The 19899-nt window shown below is 66.6% G+C and carries 11 protein-coding genes and 2 pseudogenes; 6 read left to right on the forward strand and 7 right to left on the reverse strand.

All coding sequences use genetic code 11. The features are described 5' to 3' along the window. Positions 1-48 precede the first annotated feature (48 nt). Together RN629_RS10750 and RN629_RS10755 are read right to left on the reverse strand one after the other, a co-directional pair. Complete coding sequence (locus RN629_RS10750; protein ID WP_407035244.1) at positions 49-1233, reverse strand: hypothetical protein; 1185 nt, start codon at positions 1231-1233, stop codon at positions 49-51. 72 nt (positions 1234-1305) lie between these two features. Then, the gene (locus RN629_RS10755; protein ID WP_407035245.1) at positions 1306-1599 is read right to left on the reverse strand and encodes an Hpt domain-containing protein; all 294 of its coding nucleotides are present in this window, start codon (positions 1597-1599) and stop codon (positions 1306-1308) included. Between the two features lie 100 nt (positions 1600-1699). Between RN629_RS10755 and RN629_RS10760 the strand changes: the two genes are divergently transcribed. Further along, positions 1700-4024 (forward strand): coiled-coil domain-containing protein, encoded by a 2325-nt coding sequence (locus RN629_RS10760; protein WP_407035246.1) that lies wholly within the window; start codon positions 1700-1702, stop codon positions 4022-4024. A 118-nt stretch (positions 4025-4142) separates the two neighbouring features. Here the strand turns inward: RN629_RS10760 and RN629_RS10765 are convergent. From RN629_RS10765 to RN629_RS10780, 4 genes and pseudogenes are all read right to left on the reverse strand, one after another. Beyond that, positions 4143-5319: pseudogene (locus RN629_RS10765) on the reverse strand (IS3 family transposase). Between the two features lie 243 nt (positions 5320-5562). Continuing rightward, the gene (locus RN629_RS10770; protein WP_407035247.1) at positions 5563-7221 is read right to left on the reverse strand and encodes an amidohydrolase; all 1659 of its coding nucleotides are present in this window, start codon (positions 7219-7221) and stop codon (positions 5563-5565) included. Between the two features lie 23 nt (positions 7222-7244). Further along, positions 7245-8804: an amidase gene (locus tag RN629_RS10775; protein WP_407035248.1), complete on the reverse strand. Its 1560-nt coding sequence runs from the start codon at positions 8802-8804 to the stop codon at positions 7245-7247. A gap of 75 nt (positions 8805-8879) precedes the next feature. Further along, positions 8880-9923 carry an ornithine cyclodeaminase gene (locus RN629_RS10780; protein ID WP_407035249.1) on the reverse strand — a complete coding sequence of 348 codons (1044 nt, stop codon included), beginning with the start codon at positions 9921-9923 and terminating at the stop codon, positions 8880-8882. 98 nt (positions 9924-10021) lie between these two features. Between RN629_RS10780 and RN629_RS10785 the strand changes: the two genes are divergently transcribed. The 3 genes from RN629_RS10785 to RN629_RS10795 all read left to right on the forward strand — a co-directional run bounded on the left by RN629_RS10785 (position 10022) and on the right by RN629_RS10795 (position 16606). Beyond that, positions 10022-10474 (forward strand): Lrp/AsnC family transcriptional regulator, encoded by a 453-nt coding sequence (locus tag RN629_RS10785; RefSeq protein ID WP_407035250.1) that lies wholly within the window; start codon positions 10022-10024, stop codon positions 10472-10474. A gap of 199 nt (positions 10475-10673) precedes the next feature. Continuing rightward, positions 10674-13385 (forward strand): TonB-dependent receptor domain-containing protein, encoded by a 2712-nt coding sequence (locus RN629_RS10790; protein ID WP_407035251.1) that lies wholly within the window; start codon positions 10674-10676, stop codon positions 13383-13385. A gap of 14 nt (positions 13386-13399) precedes the next feature. After that, the gene (locus tag RN629_RS10795; RefSeq protein ID WP_407035252.1) at positions 13400-16606 is read left to right on the forward strand and encodes an amidohydrolase family protein; all 3207 of its coding nucleotides are present in this window, start codon (positions 13400-13402) and stop codon (positions 16604-16606) included. A 6-nt stretch (positions 16607-16612) separates the two neighbouring features. On the opposite strand, the gene RN629_RS10800 is transcribed toward RN629_RS10795, so the two are convergent. Then, complete coding sequence (locus RN629_RS10800; protein ID WP_407035253.1) at positions 16613-17245, reverse strand: FMN-binding negative transcriptional regulator; 633 nt, start codon at positions 17243-17245, stop codon at positions 16613-16615. Between the two features lie 142 nt (positions 17246-17387). On the opposite strand from RN629_RS10800, the gene pdxR reads away from it, so the two are divergent. Both pdxR and RN629_RS10810 read left to right on the forward strand, forming a co-directional pair. Then, the gene (gene pdxR / locus RN629_RS10805) at positions 17388-18848 is read left to right on the forward strand and encodes a MocR-like pyridoxine biosynthesis transcription factor PdxR (protein ID WP_407035254.1); all 1461 of its coding nucleotides are present in this window, start codon (positions 17388-17390) and stop codon (positions 18846-18848) included. Positions 18849-19082: 234 nt separating this feature from the next. Beyond that, a pseudogene (locus RN629_RS10810) lies at positions 19083-19865 on the forward strand (IS3 family transposase); the annotation flags it as partial. Positions 19866-19899 lie beyond the last annotated feature (34 nt).

Raw genomic sequence — 19899 nt, forward strand, 5'->3', positions numbered from 1 at the left:
GTTCGACCGCCATCCCGCACCGCTAATCCCAATGACGTTAAAGCGACACTAAACTTGCGCGCGCAATGTCTCGATTGCGGACGCCAATGTGGCGATGGCGTATAGCGCCGCAAAGGCCAATCCCCATAGGCCCAGGCCCAGGAATGTCGCGGGCCAGATGACCAGCAGATAGGCAGGCGGGCTCGCCCACCATCGCCGCCGAAAGCGATAGAGCGCGGCCCGTTCGGCCAGCGCGCCGAGGATCACCAGCATCAGCGCGACGATCAGCCCCAGTTCCTCCCCCATCCCATGATGAAGTTGCCAGCCCAGCGCACCGATCGCGAGCGCGGTCAGCACCGCGATGGCGGCGGATTGCATCCGCACGCCCTGTTGCTCATCGCGCAACCCGCTCAGCGTTTCGGCCAGCCCCAGCCCCAGCGTTGCGACGATGGCGACGAACAGGCCGATGGCAGGGGCGCCCAGCAGGACCAGCGCGACCCCGAGCAGCCCCAGCACCGCCCCGCTGCCGCCCGTAAGCTGCGCGGAGGCGCCCCGCTCGACCAGACGCGGCAGCGCGAAGCGGGCGACGGGCGCCAGGACATAGCGATCGAACCAGCTGCGCCGCGCCGATACCAGTCGCGACACCACCGCCCGCCCGCGCGCATCCAGCGTTTCGGCATGATGGACGATACCATGGCCCGATTTCTCGGCCTCACCGGGCAGCAGGATGTGCAGTGCGCGGGCCTGCGCCGCCAGTCGCAACAATGTCGATTGCACATCGTAATCGCGCGGCAGGGCGGCCACTTCGGCCACCCGGCGCGGATCGAGCCGGGCGACACCGGCCCAGGCCATCTGTCCGCCGACCCGCTCCAGCCCCGGCGGCGCACCCGTTTCCGGAACCACGACCAGCGCGTCCCCGCCATTGTCGCGCAGCACCTGCGCAATCACCGCCTCGGTCGTGATGAGCCCATCGGCCAGAACGACAAGGCGCGACAAGGGGTGCAGCTTCTCGGCCGCCTCGACCGCGCTGCGCACCGTGTCCACCACGACGCCGCGCTGTCCGATCCGCGCGATCGCACCCAGCAATTCGGGAGTCAGTCGGGCCACAACGATGATGATCTGCGCCGCGCCCGCCGCGATCAACAACCGCGCCTGATATTCGATCAGCGTCACACCGGCGAACGGCAAGGTGGCCGTCAGCCGCCCCGGGCGGTCCTCGGCATCGTCAATCGCAAATAGCAGGCCTGATAGCATCGCTCTGTTGTTAGGGCGTCGACGCTCTCCACGCCAGCCCCGCAGACGCGGGCAAACCGTTCACGAGGCGGATCAGAGGCGCGCGACCACCTGTCCGATCCGGTCGAGGAGTTCACTATCCGGGCCATCCCGTTCGGCCGCCTGGGTCGCCAGGGTCATCAGCGGCAGCGCGCTGACGCTCGCGGCCAAGCCCTTCATCCGCAAGGCCGATTCGCGCCAGCTCTGCCCATCTTCGGCGCCATGCATCGCCTCCAGCGCGCGGGTCACACCCTCGATAAACGCCATACGCAGATCCTGGATCACGGCCGGTTCATCGCCCGCGACCGCAGCCAGCGCCGCGTCGATCGTTCCGTGTTCATAGGTCATGGCAGACCCATACTGGAAGCATCCGCGCACGGAATAGCGCAATTCGCTTTCTGCGCGCGGCAAACATGATAAACCGACCCATTGTGACACGGGGGCTTGAATGATCGCGGATTTGCGCGCCGAACAGCGTCAGGGCAGGTCGGACATGCCAGACCATATCCATGATCCCGCCGAACAGACGGTCCAGGAGCAGGAGCATATGGTCCTGCCCGCGCCGATCACCGCCGCCGACAGCCCGTGGCTCGACGATCCGGCCCAGGACCCCGGCCTGGCACATGAACCACGCTGGCCGCTATATCTTGCCATCGGCATTTCGGTCCTATGGGCCGTGCTGATCTTCGCCTGGGGCATGGCGAGCGGCCCTCCCGTCACGCCCGCCGCCCTCGCCCCGGTGGCGACGCTGGCGCTGGCCGGACCGATGCTGATCGCGGTGCTCTGGCTGGTAACGCAGCGGGGCAGCCGCGCCGAGCAGCGTCGCTTCGCGCTGACCGCACAGGATATGCGCCGCGAAGCTCTCGCGCTCGAACAGGCGGTCGAAGCGATCGGCCGGGCGCTGGCCGCCCATCGCGACGATCTGTCGGCCCAGTCGGTGATGCTCGCCGAAATGACGCAGATGGCCGAAACCCGCTTCAACACCATCGCGCGCGATCTGGCCGACGACGTCCAGATGGTGGAAGCGCATGGCCGGACGCTGGCCGAGATCGCCGCGACCAGCCAGGCCAACATGACCCAGTTGCTCGACGCCCTTCCCCGCGCGGCCGATGAAGTGGCGGAGGCCGGTGACCGGATGGCGGAGGCAGCCCGCTCGGCCGAACGCCATGCCGCCGCGTTAGACGCGCAGTTCGTCGCGCTCGGTCGGCGCGGACAGGATGCCGACACGATCGCCAGCGGGGCCGCCCAGCGGCTGGCCCATCATATCGAGCAGATGGAAACGACCAGCCGCGCCGCGTCCACGCATCTGGAGCGCGTTACCGCGACCGTGTCGGATACGATCGACGCACTGCTCGACCGCACCGCCGAGGCCATCGATCAGTCGCGCCAGGGCATCGCCGCCCAGGGTGACGCAATGCTCGCGATGGTCGGCGCCAATCAGGCGGCGCTCGACAGCGCCGCCCGCGAAAGCGCCGACGCGCTGGCCGAGCGGATCGCCACCGTCGACGGCGCGATCACCCGCCTGACCGCCGAACTGGATGCCCAGCGCGTGGCCGGCGAATCAATCATCGACACGCTCGACACCGAACTGGAGCGCGTCGAACAGCGTATCACGACGCTTCATAGCGCTGGCACCGAAAAGGCTCAGATGCTGGCCGCCTCGATCAGCGCGCTCGGCGGATCGGCCGATGCGATGACCGGCGCGCTCGAGGCCGGCGAGACGATGGCCAACCGAGTGATCGGCACCACCGAAACGCTGCTGATCGCGCTCGACGCCGCCGCGCGCGAGATGGACGAGACGCTGCCCGAGGCCTTGTCGCGGCTCGATCAGCGTATCCTCAACAGCCATGAGATCATCGTTCAGACCAAGCCCGAATTGCTGGCGCTGGTGACCGCGGCCGAAAGCACGCACGAGGCGATCGCGGCGATCGCCGAGGTCATCACCGAACAGCGCTCGACGCTGGAAACCCTGTCCACCCTGCTGATCGAGACCCTGTCGAGCGGACGCGCCAAGGCCGATGCGCTGGGCATGATGGTCGACGAGACGATCGAACGCTCGCACCGGTTCGCCGACGACGCCGCGCCAAAGCTGGTCGATGCCCTGCTGCGCGTTCGCGAAACCGCGGCGACCGCAGCGGACCGCGCGCGAGAGACACTGGCCGAGGTCATTCCCCAGGCCGCGACGATCCTCGAACAGGCCAGCGCCGAGGCGATGCGCCGCGCGACCGGCGATACGGTGGAGCGCCAGGTCCACGCCATCATCGACGCGACCCAGAATGCGGTCGAGGCGGCAACCCGCGCGACGGAAAGGCTGGCGCGACAGGCGGATGTGATCGCGGAGAAGACCGCCATTGTCGAAAGCCGGATCGAGGAAGCGCGCACCGAACGCGAGGACGCCGATCGCGACAGCTTCGCACGGCGCGCCTCGCTCCTGGTCGAATCGCTCAACTCGGCGTCGATCGACATCGCCAAGATCTACGCCCCTGATGTCACCGACAGCGCCTGGGCAGCCTATCTGAAGGGCGATCGCGGCGTATTCACCCGGCGCGCGGTCCGCATCCTCGATATCAGCCAGGCACGCGAAATCGCGGATCTCTATGACGAGGATCCCAAATTCCGCGAGCATGTGAACCGCTATATCCATGATTTCGAGGCGATGCTGCGTGCGGTGCTGGCACAGCGCGACGGCTCGCCACTGGGCGTGACATTGCTGTCGTCGGACATGGGCAAGCTCTATGTTGCCCTGGCCCAGGCGATAGAACGGCTGCGGTAGAGGCAGGTCCGCGAAGAAAGTACGACTGGGGCCAGGGCATGGGCGTGCGCACCGACAACGCCCGATCCTGCATTTCTCCCTTACTGATCTGCCGCCGCCGAGTGGACCGATTGGTTTGTTAGTGGATTAAGCTCATCGCCGCCATATCTGGACGGTGGTAGAGCGAAGCGGAACCGGAGGCCGGATATGGCGATGTCGCCGTTTCCGGGGCCGGCGGTCGGTAGCCCAGGCTGCTGTGAGGGCGAACGGTGTTGTAGTGCCGCCGCCAGGCCTCGATCAGCACCCTGGCCTCGGCGAGGCTGTAGAAGATCTCGCCGTTGAGCAGTTCGTCGCGAAGCGACCCGTTGAAGCTTTCGTTATAGCCATTCTCCCATGGTGATCCCGGCGCGATGTAGAGCGTCTTTACGCCGATCTGCCCCAGCCATTTCTGGACGGCAGTCGCGATGAATTCGCTGCCATTGTCGGACCGTATATGTGCTGGCGGGCCGCGCAGGACGAACAGGTCGGCCAGGGCCGCCAGAACATCCTCGTGCCTGAGTTGCCGCGCAACGATGAGCGCCAGGCATTCCCTGCTGGCCTCATCGATGATGGTGAGGATGCGGAACTTGCGGCCGTCGTGCGTGCGCCCCTCGACGAAGTCATAGGCCCAGACATGCCCCGGATATTCGGGCCGCAAGCGGATGCACGATCCGTCGTTAAGCCATAGACGCCCGCGTTCTGGCTGGCGCGGCGGCACCTTCAGCCCCTCGCGCCGCCATATCCGCTCGACACGTTTATGGTTCACCGCCCACCCCGCATGGTACAGCAACGCCGTCACCCGGCGATAGCCGTAGCGACCATATTGCTTTGCCAGCGCGATGATGTCCTTGGTCAGTGCCTGTTCGTCATCTGCCCCGCGCGCTACCTTGCGCTGTGTCGATCGATGCTGCCCCAGCACCCGACATATCCGTCGCTCGGATACCCGGACTGGCAGATCCCGTCGTACTCGATCAATGCAGCGCCGCCGACGCGCGGGGCTCGGAAGTTTCCCTTTGCGGCCTCCTGCAAGATCAGCTTGTCCAGCGTCAGATCCGAGATCGCCCGGCGCAGCCGCTGGTTCTCCTTCTCCAGATCCTTCATCCGCCGTGCCTGATCCGTCTTCAGGCCGCCATATTCCTTGCGCCACCGATAATAGGTCTGCTCGCTGACCGCGATCCGCCGGCACGCCTCGGCAGTCGAGGCCCCCGCGCCAACACGATCTAAACTTCACGCAGCTTGCCGATAATCTCTTCCGGCTTGTGCTTCCTGCTCGGCATTCAATGTCCCTTTCGTGGTCCAGAATATCATAGTCTCTCGGCCACTCAGCGGGGGGAAGATCACTCCATGCTGCATTGCGTGTTGGTTTCAGATCAACCGCCCCATGGTTTTCTCAAACCATTCCCGTAGGATAACGATGCCGTCATCGGTGGCATGATCGGGCGCTGTCGCGAAGTGAAGCGGCTCGATCTGGTCGGCAGCAGACCGGCGGTCCGTGGAACTTGGACTTGGGCGCAAGCCGGTCAGGCGAAGGAACGCTCTTTTCCACCAACAAAGGTCTTGAGCACCGTCATGTCCTTCAGCCGCTCGACATCGATCGTGAAGGGATTGGCGTCGAGACAGGTCAGGTCGGCATAATATCCCGGCGCGATCAGCCCCACCCGGTCTTCCATGAAGCCGGCATAGGCGTTCGCGCTGGTATAGGCGGTCAGCGCCGCCGCGACCGACACCTTCTGGTCCGGCAGCCAGCCATGCGGGTTCGCCCCGTCGATCGTCTCGCGCGTCACCGCCGCCTGCAGCCCCAGCAGCGGATCGATCGGCGCGACCGGCCAGTCCGATCCGAACGTCACCCGCGCGCCCGACGTCATCAATGAGCCGAATGCATAGGTGCCGTTCAGCCGCGCGTCCCCGATCCGCTTGACCGCCCAGCGCCCGTCGTCGATCGCGTGATAGGGCTGGACCGAGGCGATCACCTTCTCCTGCGCGAAACGTGGGATCGAGCTTGGCGTCACGTGCTGGGCGTGCTCGATGCGGAAGCGGCGGTCGCGCTTGCCGTTGGCGCGCTCGATCGCGGCATAGACGTCGAGCACATCGTCATTGGCGAGATCGCCGATCGCGTGCGTCGCCACATGCAGCCCGGCCTTGTCGCATTCGGGAATCCAACGGCGCAGATCGGCAAGGCTGATGACCCGCACCCCGCGCTGCCCCGGCGCATCGGCATAATCCTGCTTGAACACCGCCGTGCGCGAGCCGAGCGAACCGTCCGCCAGCGCCTTGACGCCGCCCCAGCGCACCCAGTCGTCGCCCTTCCCCTCGGCGCGGATGATATCGAGCAGTTTTTCGCGATCGGCGATCGGCACGAAGCAGTAGAAGCGGATATCGGTCGGCCCCTTGGCGCGCAGGCCACGGATGGCGTGGAAGCTGCCCCAGTTGATATCCGGCACATGGACCTGCGCGATCCCCTTCGACAGCGCATGGGCGATGCCGCGCCTCACCGAGGCCATCGCCTCCTCCGCCGTCTGCGGCGGAAAGACGCGCTCGACCAGATGCTTGGCATTGTCCTTGACGATGCCGGTCGGCTCGCCCTTCGCGTCCCGCACGATCACGCCGCCGGCCGGATCGGGCGTGTCGCGGGTGATGCCCGCCAGTTTCAGCGCCGCGCTGTTGAGCAGGTACGTGTGCAGATCGGTGCGCGGCACCGCGACGGGCGTGTCGCCGGTGGCGGCGTCGATCCACGCGCGCGTCGGCAATTCGCCGCCTAGTCGCTGCTCGTCCCAGCTGCCGCCGAGCACCCATTTGCCCGGATTGGCACGCGACCATGCGGCGATTCGCCCGGCGAAATCCTCGCGCGAGGTCGCACTCAGCAGATCAGCCTGGCCGAGCTTGTCGGAGCCGATCAGGAAATGGGTGTGATTGTCGGCGAAGGCCGGCATCAGGAACGCGCCCTTCAGGTCGACAACGCGCGTCCGCTTGGTGATTGCGGCCTTCACGGCGCCCGCGCCGACCAGCGCGATCCGCTCGCCGATCAGCCCGACCGCGCCCGGCGTGGGCAGGCCCCTGCCTGTCCATACCGTCGCGTTGATGAGCGCCACTTCAAGGCCATCGGTGGCCCATGCCGTCAGCGGCCGGAACAGCGCGAGCGCCGCAGCGCCGCCGCCGAGAAAATGCCGCCGATCGATCATGTGCGGTCCCCCGTTAAAGTCGTTCAGGCCTTCAGAGCGTCCGGCAGCGCCTTCGCGATCCAGGGCCAGGCCTGCTCATAGGCATGGCCGACCTGCAGCACCGCCAGATCGGCATGATTGGGTCCAAGGATCTGGAGCCCGATCGGCAGCTTCCTGGCGCCGCCGAACCCGGCCGGAACCGCCAGCGCTGGCAGGCCCGCCATCGTCGCCGGCATCGTCACCTCCATCCAGCGGTGATAACTGTCCATCGGCTTCCCCGCGATCTCACGCGGCCAGCGAAGCGAAGCGTCGAACGGGAAGACCTGTGCGCTCGGCAGCACCACGAAATCGTATCGCTCGAACAGTTGCCGGAACGCCTGATAGATGCGCGTCCGCCCCTCCGAAGCCTCCGCCACCTGCCGACCGGTGAGCTTGAGATACCCCTCGATCTCGTAGATCGCCTCGGGCTTGAGCAAGGCGCGCTTCGCTGGATCGTCGTAGAAGCCGATCAGGTCCGCACCGACCGACCAGAAGCGCAGCGTGCGCGCGGTCCGCCACATCTCCTCGGCGGTGAGCGACAGCTTCGCCTCCTCAACCGCCATTCCTATATTGCGGAACGCGGAGAGCGCCTTGGTGCAGGTTTCCATCACGCCCTGCTCGGTCGCGAGCGCGCCTTGCAGATCGCCCAACCAGCCGATCCGTCCGCCCTTGAAATCGCGGTCGAGTGACCCAGCGAAACGCGTCGGATCATCAGGCAGCGAGAACGGCGCGCGCGGGTCCGACCCGGCCTGTACCGACAGCAGCAGGGCAACGTCGCGCACATGCCGCCCTAGCGCGCCCGAGGTCGCGAAGGTCTGGCCGAACACGTCGCTCGACGGCACGGAGGGCACCCGCCCGAACGACGGGCGCAGGCCGAACACGTTGTTCCATCCCGGTGGATTGCGCAGCGATCCGCCGAAATCGCTGCCATCGGCCAGCGGCACCATTCGCAGCGCCAGCGCCACCGCGCCGCCACCGGTGCTGCCGCCCGCAGATACGGCCGGATCCCAGGCGTTGCGCGTCACGCCGAACACGGTGTTGAAGCTGTGCGAGCCCAGCGCAAACTCCGGCACGTTGCTCTTTCCGACGAAGATCGCGCCTGCGCCGCGCATCCGCGACACCACCAGCGAATCCGCGGTCGGGATATTGTCGCGCAGGATCGGCGAGCCCTGCGTGGTACGGATGCCCTTGGTGGGCGCAGTGTCCTTCACCGCGTGCGGGAAGCCGTGGAGCGGGCCGTGGAAGCGCCCCGCCGCCGCATCCTCGTCACAAGCCGCCGCCGCTTTCAACAACTGCTCGGGCGCAACGCGCGAGACGATCGCGTTGAAGCGCGGGTTGAGCCGGTCGGTCTGGGCGATATGCGCCGCCATCACCTCCCGGCTCGACAGGTCGCGACGGCGCAGCGCGGCGGCGAGATCGGTCGCCCCCATCGCCATGATCTCGCTACCCTTGGTCCCCTTCCCCGCACCGGGCACGGCGAAGGCCTCCGTCGCGGCGAAGGCGGCAGGCGTCGCCATGAAGGTGCGCCGTGTCAGCGACGGGCCGGTGTTTTCGCGATCATCCATGGCCCAGCCTACCCAGCGGTTTCGACACGGCAACACCTCCAAGATTTGTCCCGCATGGGGGACCAACCGCCGCTCTCAGGCGGCCATTCGCGGCTCCGGCTCGCGCTCACCTTCCAGCAGACCGAACAGATCGACCGGCATGGCGGGCTCGGCGATGAGGTCGATCTCGGCCGCGTGGGCCGTGCCCCTCGCCAGATCGTCGAGATAGCGCAGCGCCGAGAAATCTTCGAGCGCGAAGCCGACCGAATCGAACAACGTGATCTGCGCCGCGTCGGTCCGCCCCTCGGCGAGGCCTGCCAACACCTGCCAAATCTCTGTGACTGGGAAGTTGGCGGGCATCTGCTGCAACTCGCCCTCGATACGGGTCTGCTCTTCCAATTCGACGAAGACGCGGGCGCGGGCGAGGATATCGCGCTGCAACTCGGTCTTGCCCGGGCAGTCGCCGCCAATCGCGTTGATGTGCACACCGGCGCCGACCATGTTGGACGACAGGATCGTCGCGTTGCGCTTGTCGGCGGTCGCGGTGGTGATGATGTCCGATCCGATCACCGCATCCTGCCCGGTGCTGCACACCTCGATCTGAAAGCCCTGCGCGCCCATGTTGCGCACGAACTTGGCAGTCGATGCCGGATCGATATCATAGACCCGCAGCCGCTCGATGCCGAGCAAGGCGCGGAACGCGAGCGCCTGAAAATCGGACTGCGCGCCGAGGCCGATCATCGCCATCACCCGACTGTCGGGCCGCGCCAGCCGCCGCGCGACCAGTGCCGAGGTGGCCGCGGTGCGCAGCGCTGTGAGCAGCGTCATCTCGCTCATCAGGCGCGGATAGCCGGTCGCCATGTCGGACAGCACGCCGAACGCCGCGACGGTCAGCAAGTTGTGCCGCCCGTTCGAGGGATGGCCGTTGACGTATTTGAAGCCGAACAGCCGGTCATCGGCGATCGGCATCAGCTCGACCACGCCGACCTCGCCGTGGCTGGCGTGGCGCGGCACCTTGTGGAATTGCGGCCAGCGCAGGAAATCGGCCTCGATATAATCGGCCAGACCGCGCAGGAAGGTATCGATGCCGGTCTCGCGCACGATCGCCGCGAGGCTTTCCACTCCAATGAATCTCGTCATTTCGCGTGCTCCCTCAATTCGCTCGCCGCAAAGTATGAGCGACGAATTGCCATGCGAAATTCTCATCCTGCGCATTCTCGAGGATCAGGTTTGACAAAATGCGCATCGTGTTTGAGCATTTCGCCATGCTCGACCTCGACCAGCTCGATCGCCGGATCATCGCCATCCTGCGCGGCGACGGGCGCGCGCCGATTGCCAAGATCGCCTCCGTGCTGGGCGTCTCGCGCGCGACGGTGCAGGTGCGGCTCGACCGGATGCTGGCGAGCGGCGCGATCCTCGGCTTCACCGTGCGCGTGCAGGAGCCGGGCGGCGGCAGCGGCCTGCGGGCGGTAACGATGATCGAGGTGACGGGCCGCTCGACCTCGGCGATCATCCGCGAGTTGCGCAGCTTCCCTGAACTGCGCGCGCTGCACACCACTAACGGCACCTGGGATCTGATCGCGGAGATCACGGCGGAGGATCTCCAATCGTTCGACCGCATCCTGCGCGAGATCCGCTCGATCGACGGCATCCTCAACAGCGAGACCAGCCTCCTGCTCAGCAGCGCCTGAACGACACGCGCCATGTGGCCGATCGGCCACGTTCGACCGCGCGTTCGGTTGGACCCGTGGCCGATTGACGAATTGGAGGTTTCCGGAACCGGCTTGGACCCAAAGATTGCTGTTCGATGACACGCAACGGCACCAAGCCGCACGGTCATGGGCGGCACGCCTGCACGGGCGGTCGAGGGAGCTTTCCAAGGGGGTTATCATGCAATTCACGGCCACGAAGTCCTGTTACGCGCGCTGGCTGGCCGGCGGTGCCCTCATCCTTGGCGCGGCGCCCGCCTTCGCGCAGAGCACGCCGCCCGCGTCGGCCCAATCCAAGCCCCCCGCCGCCGAGGAGCCGCAGCAGGACATCATCGTCTCGGGCTCGCGCATCGACCGGCCCGGCTTCGAGTCGCCCACCCCGCTCACCCGCGTCAGCGCGGAGGATCTGAGCGTGGGCAGCCGCGCGAACGTCGGCGCGGCGCTCGCCGACCTGCCGCAGTTCAAGGCGGGCCAGTCGCCGCAGACCTCGGGCACCAACGCGCAAGCGGGCCGCTTCCCGGTCGATCTGCGCGGCCTCGGCGCGACGCGCACGCTGGTGCTGCTCGACGGTCGCCGCTTCTCGAGCGACAACGACCTGAGCACGGTGCCTTCGGTGCTGGTCAAGAACATCGATATCGTGACCGGCGGCGCATCGGCGGCGTGGGGATCGGGCGCGGTCGCGGGCGTCGTCAACATCCGCCTCGACGATACGCTGACCGGCGTGAAGCTCGGCGCGGAGACCGGCATCTCGACCTATGGCGACGCCGCGCAGCACCGCTTCGAGGCGGCGGCCGGCTTCAACTTCGCCGGCGGCCGCGGGCATTTCCTGATCGGCGGCGAATATTTCGACAATGACGGCCTGATGCAGAAGACCGCGCGCGCCAACACCGGCCGCTGGGCATCGATCGCCAATGCCGACGGCTCGACGACGCTGACCCCCAATGTCGGCTATGCCAATGCGCTGGTCGGCGGCATCATCACCTCGGGCGTGTTGCGCAACCAGAGCTTCAACCCGGACGGCACTTTGCGCACCCCGAACCTCGGCACGGTGGTCGGCACCAACATGATCGGCGGCGAGGCCCCGTCCGACGACGATCGCAGCCCGCTCATCACGCCCCAGAAGCGCGTCGCGGGCATGGCGCGCCTCACCTACGACCTCGCCGACGATCTGAAGCTCACCGCCGAAGTGCGTTACTCGCGCTATTGGGGCAACTACACCTGGTTCGGCGATCACAATCGCGGCACCATCACTATCCGCAGCGACAACGCCTTCCTGCGGCCCGAGATCAAGGCGCAGTTGGCCGCCGCCGGGCAGACCAGCTTCACGATGGGGCGCTACAACTCCGATTTCGCCTATTCGACGATCAACGTGCGCCGCCCCGCGATCCAGGGCACGCTCGCGCTCGACGGCAAGGCCTTCGGCGGCAAGCTTCGCTACAGCGCCTATTACAGCCACGGCGAATCCAGGAACAACATCGACACGCCCGGCTTCCGCATGACGCAGAATTTTGCGAACGCGGTGAATTCGGTCATCAGCCCGACAACCGGCCAGCCGATCTGCCGCATCGCGCTGACCAATCCGTCGACCAATTGCGTGCCGATAAACCTGTTCGGCAATGGCGCGCCATCGGCCGCCGCGACCGCCTACGTCACGGGCACGCCGAGCTCGCGCGCAAAGACCACGCTCGACACCGCCGGCCTCAGCCTGCGCGGCGAGCCCTTCTCGCTGTGGGCCGGCCCGGTCTCCGTCGCGATCGGCGCGGAAGCGCGGTGGGAAGGCACGACCTCGACGGCGGGTGCGCTCGATCAGGCGGCGGCCTTCACCACCTTCCAGTTCGGTTCGCTCTACGGCAAGGACTCGGTGAAGGAAGGTTTCGCTGAACTGCTCGTGCCGCTGGCGAAGGGCCTGCCGCTGCTGCGTAACCTCGAATTCAACGGTGCGGTGCGCTATTCGGACTATCGCAACAGCGGCGGTATCTGGTCCTGGAAGCTGGGCGCGACCAACGAATTCTTCCCCGGCGTGGTCGGCCGTGTCACCCGCTCGCGCGACATCCGTGCGCCTTCGCTGAGCGAACTCTATTCCACCCAGACGATCAGCTACGTCAACGTGACCGATATCGTGAACGGTCGCACCGTAACGGTGAACACGCTCGTCAACGGCGGCGGCAACCCCTATCTGACGCCCGAAAAGGCCGATACCTGGACGGCAGGGATCACCACCTCGCCGCTGCGCGGGCTGACCGCCTCGCTCGACTATTTCGACATCACCATCAACAACGTCATAACCAGCGTCAGCGCGCAAGATCTCGTCAACCGCTGCCGCGCGGGCAATCTGGACCTGTGCGGGCGCGTGTTCCGCGATGCGGGCGGCAACCTGCTGAGCGTGAAATCCAACTCGGTGAACCTGTCGCAGTACAAGACCAACGGAATCGACGGCGAGATCGGCTATACGATGGCGCTGAGCGACACGCGGCGGATGAACTTCCGCGTCATCGGCACCTGGGTGAACAGCCTGACGACCTATGACGGCATCACCCGCATCGAATATGTCGACAACACCAGCTATGCATTCGTGAACGGGATGCCGTCGTGGCGGGTCAACGGCAGCATCGGCTATGGCGACCGCACGTTCGCCGGGCTGGTGCGGCTGCGCTACATCTCGCCGGGCTTCTACAACCGCAACCAGAACATCACCAACAACCGCGTGCCGACCTATACCTATGTCGATCTTCAGGTGAGCGTGAAGATCCCGGTCAGCCACGGCCCCGGACTGGAGGTCTATGCCAACGTCTCCAACCTGTTCGACCGCGATCCGCCGATCGCCTCGGCGTTCTCGCCCTTCTACGACACGGTCGGCCGGTTCATGACCATTGGCACGCGCGTCAAATTCTAAGAGGACATACGACCATGATCCGGGCCGCCCGCTGCTCTCTTCTCGCCATCGCGCTTGCACTCGGGAGCGGCCCGGCGCTCGGCCAGACGCCGGCCCTCCCGCTCCAGCCCACGGAGCGGCTGCACTTCGACACGTCTGAGGTCACCTGGATGGCGCTCGACGTATCGCCGGACGGGAAGACGATCCTGTTCGACCTGCTCGGCGATATCTATGCGCTCGATATCGCCGGGGGCACGGCGCGGCCGCTGCTGACGGGCCAAGCGTTCGAGACCCAGCCGGTCTTCTCGCCCGATGGCAAGCGCATCGCCTTTATCTCGGACCGGGCGGGATCGAATAACCTCTGGGTCGCCAATGCCGATGGCAACGAGGCGCGCAAGCTTTCCAACGATACCGGCCCGGCGCTCTACACCTCGCCGGCCTGGTCGCCGGACGGGCGCTTCGTCTATGTCTCGCAGACGGTCCACTCGACGCTCGCCTTCGAACTCTACGCCTATGACGTGCGCGGCGGCACCGGCGTTAAGGTGACGAACGCCAAGCCCACCGGCACCGAGCGCGGCGACGATCGCATCAACGTGCTCGGCGCGGTCGCCTCGCCGGATGGCGAGTATCTCTATTATTCGCGGAAAGCCGGATCGCTCTGGTCCGAACGTCCGCTACCGCATTGGGAGATCGTGCGGCGCGATCTTTCCACCGGCGCCGAGGACAAGATCATCTCGGCCGCGCCGGGCGCGGCGATGCGGCCTGCGCTGTCGCATGACGGGACCAAGCTGGTCTATGGTGCCCGCAACGGCGCGGACACGACGCTGCGTCTGCGCGATCTCACGACCGGCGAGGACCGGCTGCTGACCGCGCCGATCGATCACGACACGCAGATCAGCGGTTTCTACAACGATCTCGTGCCGCGCGTCGCCTTCCTGCCCGGCGACAAGGCGATCCTGACGGCGATCGACGGCAAGATCACGCGCGTGACCCTCGCGGACGGTGCACGCACGCCGCTCCCCTTCACCGCGACCGTCGAAATGGCGATCGGCAAGAACACCCGCGTCGCCGTGCCTGACGAGACCGGGCCGGTGCGCGTCCGCATCATCCAGGCCCCGCGCCTCTCACCCGATGGCAAGCAGGTGGCGTTCGCTGCGCTTGGCAAGCTCTATGTGCAGGTGCTGGCGGGCGACGGCCGGCCGGTCGCGGTCGGCGGGGTCGAGGGCATGGCGTTCCAGCCAAGTTGGACGCCGAACGGCCGCGCCCTCGTCTACATCACGTGGGACGCGCAGGCCGGTGGCGGGCTCTGGTCGGTGCCTGCGGGCGGCGGCAAGCCGCGTAAGCTCACCACTACCCCCGCTTTCTACACCGAGCCGGTCGTCTCGCCCGACGGCCGCAGCGTCGCGGTGCTGCGCGCCAGCCAGAGCGAGCGCCTCAACCTGCTCAGCGAACAGGGCGGCGCGCTCGCCACCGATATCCTGACGCTGCCGCTCGGCGGTGGCACCCCGCGCGTCGTCACCAGCGCGACCGCCGCCCGTGCGCTCGATTATGACGGCGAAGGCAAGCGCCTGCGCTTCATGGCCGGAAGCGATATCTGGTCGATCGCGCCCGATGGCGTGGGCAGGCGCAAGGAGGCCTCGCTCACCGTCCTCAACGGCAATCGCTATTTCGCCAACCTGCCCGTCCCGCCGGAGCACGCACGGCTCAGCCCGGACGGCAGCCGAATGCTGGTGAAGGCCGCCTCGCAGCTCTACCTCGTCGATGTGCCGCCGGTGCTGGCGGGCGAGCCGCAGAAGATGGACCTCGGCCATGCCCCCGTCGCGGTCGCCAAGGTGACGGCGGTCGGCGCGGACTATCTCGACTGGAGCCACGACGGGAAGAGCGTGCTGTGGTCGGTCGGCTCGACGCTGCGCACCCTGCCAACCGATCTCGCCGCGACCTCGAAGGCGGGTTCCGTCGAGGCGCGCGCCACCAGCGTCGAGGCCCCGGTCGAACTCCCGCGCGACGTGCCCGGCGGCACCGTCGTGCTGCGCGGCGGCACCGCCATCACCGAGCGCGGCGGCGAGGTGATCGCCAACGCCGATGTCGTCGTCACCGGCAACCGCATCGTCGCGGTCGGCGCGAGCGGCAGCGTCGCGGTGCCAGCAGGTGCCGCGATCCGCGACGTGAGCGGCCAGTGGATCGTGCCCGGCTTCGTCGATACCCACGCCCATTGGTTCGAGACGCGCCGCCAGATCCTCGATCCCAGCCACTGGGATTTCCTCGCCAATCTCGCCTATGGCGTCACCTCGGGGCTGGAAGTGCAGCCCTTCACGATCGACGTGTTCGGCTATCAGGACATGATCGACGCCGGGCTGATGATCGGCCCGCGCGCCTATTCGACGGGGCCAGGCGTGTTCTCCAACGCGGGGATCAACTCGCTGGATGATGCGCGCAACGTGCTGACCCGCTACCGCGACCATTATCGCACGCGCAACATCAAGGCGTACATGGTCGGCAACCGCACGCAGCGGCAATACATGGTGATGGCCACCGCCGAACTCGGCATGATGGCGACGACCGAAGGCGCCAGCGACTTCAACCTCAACCTCAGCCATGCGCTCGACGGCTTTGCCGGCAACGAGCACAACATGCCAATCACGCCGCTGCGCAAGGACGTGCTGACGCTCTACGGCCAGACGCGGATCGGCTATTCGCCGACGCTCGACGTGCTGTACGGGGGCACGCCGCCGCTCAGCAATTTCATCATCGCGGGCGATCTGCTGAACGACGCCAAGCTGCGCCACTTCATTCCGCGCGGCATCCTCGAAACACGCTCGCGCGACCGCAAATGGGTGCCGCCGATCGACCAGACCTGGAACCGCTTCGCCGCCGACGCGCTCGCCATCCGCCATGCCGGCGGGCTGGTCGGCATCGGCAGCCACGGCACGGTGCAGGGGCTGGGCTGTCATTTCGAGATGGAGGCCTATGCCACCGGCGGCGCGACGCCCGCCGAGGTGCTGCGCGCCGCCACGATCGAAAGCGCCGAGCAGATCGGCCGCGCCGCCTATATCGGCAGCCTGGAGCCGGGGAAATATGCCGACCTGCTGATCCTCTCGAAGGATCCGCTGGCGGACGTGCGCAATACCCGCGCCATCAGCCAGGTCATGAAGAACGGCCGGATCTACGACGCCGGCACGCTCGACGAGGTGTATCCGCGCCAGCGCGCCCTACCGAGACAATGGTTCCAGGAAGGCAAGTGAGCGGCCTCAGGCCTCGCGATTGAAGCGGCGCATCCAGCGGACCAGAACGGGGTCCGGATGCGTCGCGAGGATATGGCGCAACGTGTCCGGGCGCTCGTCCTGACCGAGCTTGAAGCGGCCCTGCAGCGCCGTGACCGTCGCGCGGAAGCCGATGATCGCGGCCGCCATGCCCTGATAGCGCGCGGCAATCTCTCCGACGGTCCATGGGTTCGCGCGCCCGCCCTCACACGCATCGATCAGCACGTCGAGCGACAAAGCGGTCAGGTCCGCGGAGATTTCGACATCGGCCTCGACCTTGGCTTGCGCGTAATTCCATGTCGGAGCCCAGTCGCGCCGCCCGGCATGTTCGGGCGAGACATAGCCGCTTGGCCCGCTGAACAGGATCGTGGCACGCGCTTGCGAGGCCAATGCATCGGCCAGCGGATTGGCGCGCGGAAGGTGCCCGATCAACGCGACGAGCCGCCCGGCCACATCATATTCCCCCACCAGCGGCAGTTGGCTGGCGAGGCCGATCGTCCCGCCCGGCGTCGAGACCCAGGCCAGCGGGAATTCCGCGATCAGCGCGCGAACGTCCTCTTCGGAAAAGCGCTGGAACTGGCTCACTGGGTTGGCGACGGACGGCTGTGCGGCAGTGTTCATGCCGCCACACTGACGGCTATCACGCCATTCCGAAATGGCCAAGATCGCAGCGCCATCGGGTCCAACCCGGATTGCCTGAGCGTAGCCCGAGCGCTAGACTTTGGCCTCTTTCAGATTGCAATGCCGACACATCCGAGGACCAATGCTCCGCCGCCTCCCCCTCACCTTTGGCCAGACCGTCGATCCCTCCAAGCAGACGCCTGCCTATATGCAGATCATCGCGGCGATCATCCGCGATATCGAGAGTGGCCGGCTTGCGCCCGGCACCTATCTGCCGAGCAGCCGCGAGCTAGCCGCCGATATCGGGGTCAACCGCAAGACGGTGGTACTGGCCTATGAGGAACTGATCGCGCAGGGCTGGCTCAGTTCTGCGGGCACGCGCGGCACGTTGGTCGCGCCGATCTATCCCGACGCGATGCGCAAGCCCGGCCGGCTGGCGCGCGCGCCCGACACCGACCGCGTCGACTATCACATCCTGCCGCCACCCGAGCGCCCGCTGGCCCTCGCGGCCGGCACAGGACTCAAGCTCGACGAGGGCGCGCCGGACGGGCGGCTGTTCCCCGCTGACATCCTCGCCAACACCTATCGCGACGCGGTGCGGGCGAAGGCCGTGTCCAACACCTTCCTCTATCGCGATCCGCTCGGCCTGCCCGAATTGCGCGAGAGCGTCGCCGAAATGCTGCGCAGCCAGCGCGGACTGAACGTGACGGCGGATCACGTCTGCATCACGCGCGGCAGCCAGAACGGCATCTTCCTGAGCGCGCAGGCGCTGCTGCGGCCCGGCGACCATGTGATGGTCGAGGCGCTGACCTATGAGCCCGCCGTCGCCGCCTTCACGATGCTCGGCGCGCGCGTGCATGCCGTGCCGCTGGATGACGAAGGCATCGACGTGGCGGCGGTCGAGGCCTTGTGCCGACAGCACCGTATCCGCGCGCTGTTCCTGACCCCGCATCACCAGTTCCCGACCACCGTTACGCTGCGGCCGATGCGGCGGTTGCGGCTGCTCGATCTCGCCCGGCAATTCGGCTTCGCGATCATTGAAGATGATTACGATCACGAATTCCACTTCGCCTCGCAGCCGCTGCTGCCGATGGCGGCCTATGCGCCCGAACAGGTGATCTATGTCGGCTCGCTGTCCAAGCTGCTGCTACCGGCTTTGCGGATCGGCTATGTCGTCGGGCCGACCGCGCTGATGCGCAGCCTCGCGCACGGCATCTCGCTGACGGACGGCATGGGCAACATCATCACCGAAAAGGCGACGGCGGAACTTATTTCGAGCGGTGAACTGCGCCGCCATGCCCGCAAGGTGCGTCAAATCTACGCGGAGCGCCGCCTGAGCTTCGCCCAGCGCCTGCGCGAGGCCTTTGCCGACACGGTGCGGTTCGACCTCCCCAATGGCGGCCTGGCCTTCTGGTTGCGCTTTCCGGGCCGCGACATGGATAAGATCGAACAGCGTGCCCAGACACTGGAATTGCGGTTTGCAGGATCGCGGTCGTTCATGGCCGACGACAAGGCCCCGCGGGGCCTCCGAATTGGCTTTGCGAGCCTCAACGAGCAGGAAGCCGCTCGCGCTGTCAATGCGCTCGCCGCAGCGGTGGACTAAGGGTCGCCGTGCGATCTCACATCTGAGCAATACCTAACCGACGCAAAGACATGCCCCCCTCCGAGACTATCGAAACCCTGCAGAAGTTCGCGCGTCGTCGCGAACATGTAGGAACCGATTCACTGCGCCGCGCGACAGCGACGAGGTAGATAATGTCGGCTCGGAAGACCCGTCTCCGGCGGGCCATCATCTACACCGGGAAATTACACCACGACCGCGGACGCTAACGGCTACAACGGCTACTTTGCCTGGAAGGATCGCCCAGCCAGCCGGCGCCAGCGCGATGACATGGTGATGCTGGCGCACGTCCGCTCGGCGTTCGCGCTGTCGAACGGCACCTATGGCAGCCCACGCATGACGCGCGAGCTGCAGGATGATGGCTTCGCCATCGGGCGTCGTCGCACGGCACGGCTGATGCGCGAGAACGGCCTGCGCGCGCGGCTGAAACGGCGGTTCAAGCGCACGACCGACAGCGAGCACGCCTGGCCGGTCGCACCGAACATCATCGACCAGGATTTCACCGCGACCGCCCCCAACCAGAAGTGGGGCGTCGATATCTCGTACGTCTGGACGCGGGAGGGATGGCTCTACCTGGCCGTGGTCCTCGACCTCTTCTCCCGCCGCGTCGTCGGCTGGGCTGTCAGCGACCGGCTGCACCGCGACCTGGCGCTGGCCGCTCTGCGCAAGGCCCTGGTCATGCGACGTCCGCCCGAAGGGCTCATCCATCCTTCGGACCGCGGCAGCCAATATTGTTCCGTGGACTACCAGGCCGAGCTGTGCCGCCATGGCATCCGTATCTCCATGTCGGGAAAGGGAAACTGTTACGACAACGCCATGGTCGAGACGTTCTTCAAGACCATCAAATCCGAACTCGTCTGGCGAACCGTCTTCTACACCCGTGCCCAGGCCAAGCAGGCCATTGCCCGCTATATCGACGGCTTCTACAATCCGGTCCGGCGCCACTCCGCGCTCGACTACATCAGTCCAGCTCAGTTCGAACGAACCGCGTCATGCTGAGCAAATGCCTCTCCTTTTAAACGGGGCAAGTCCA

The organism is Facivitalis istanbulensis, assembly GCF_040560405.1.
Classification (GTDB): domain Bacteria; phylum Pseudomonadota; class Alphaproteobacteria; order Sphingomonadales; family Sphingomonadaceae; genus Sphingomonas; species Sphingomonas istanbulensis.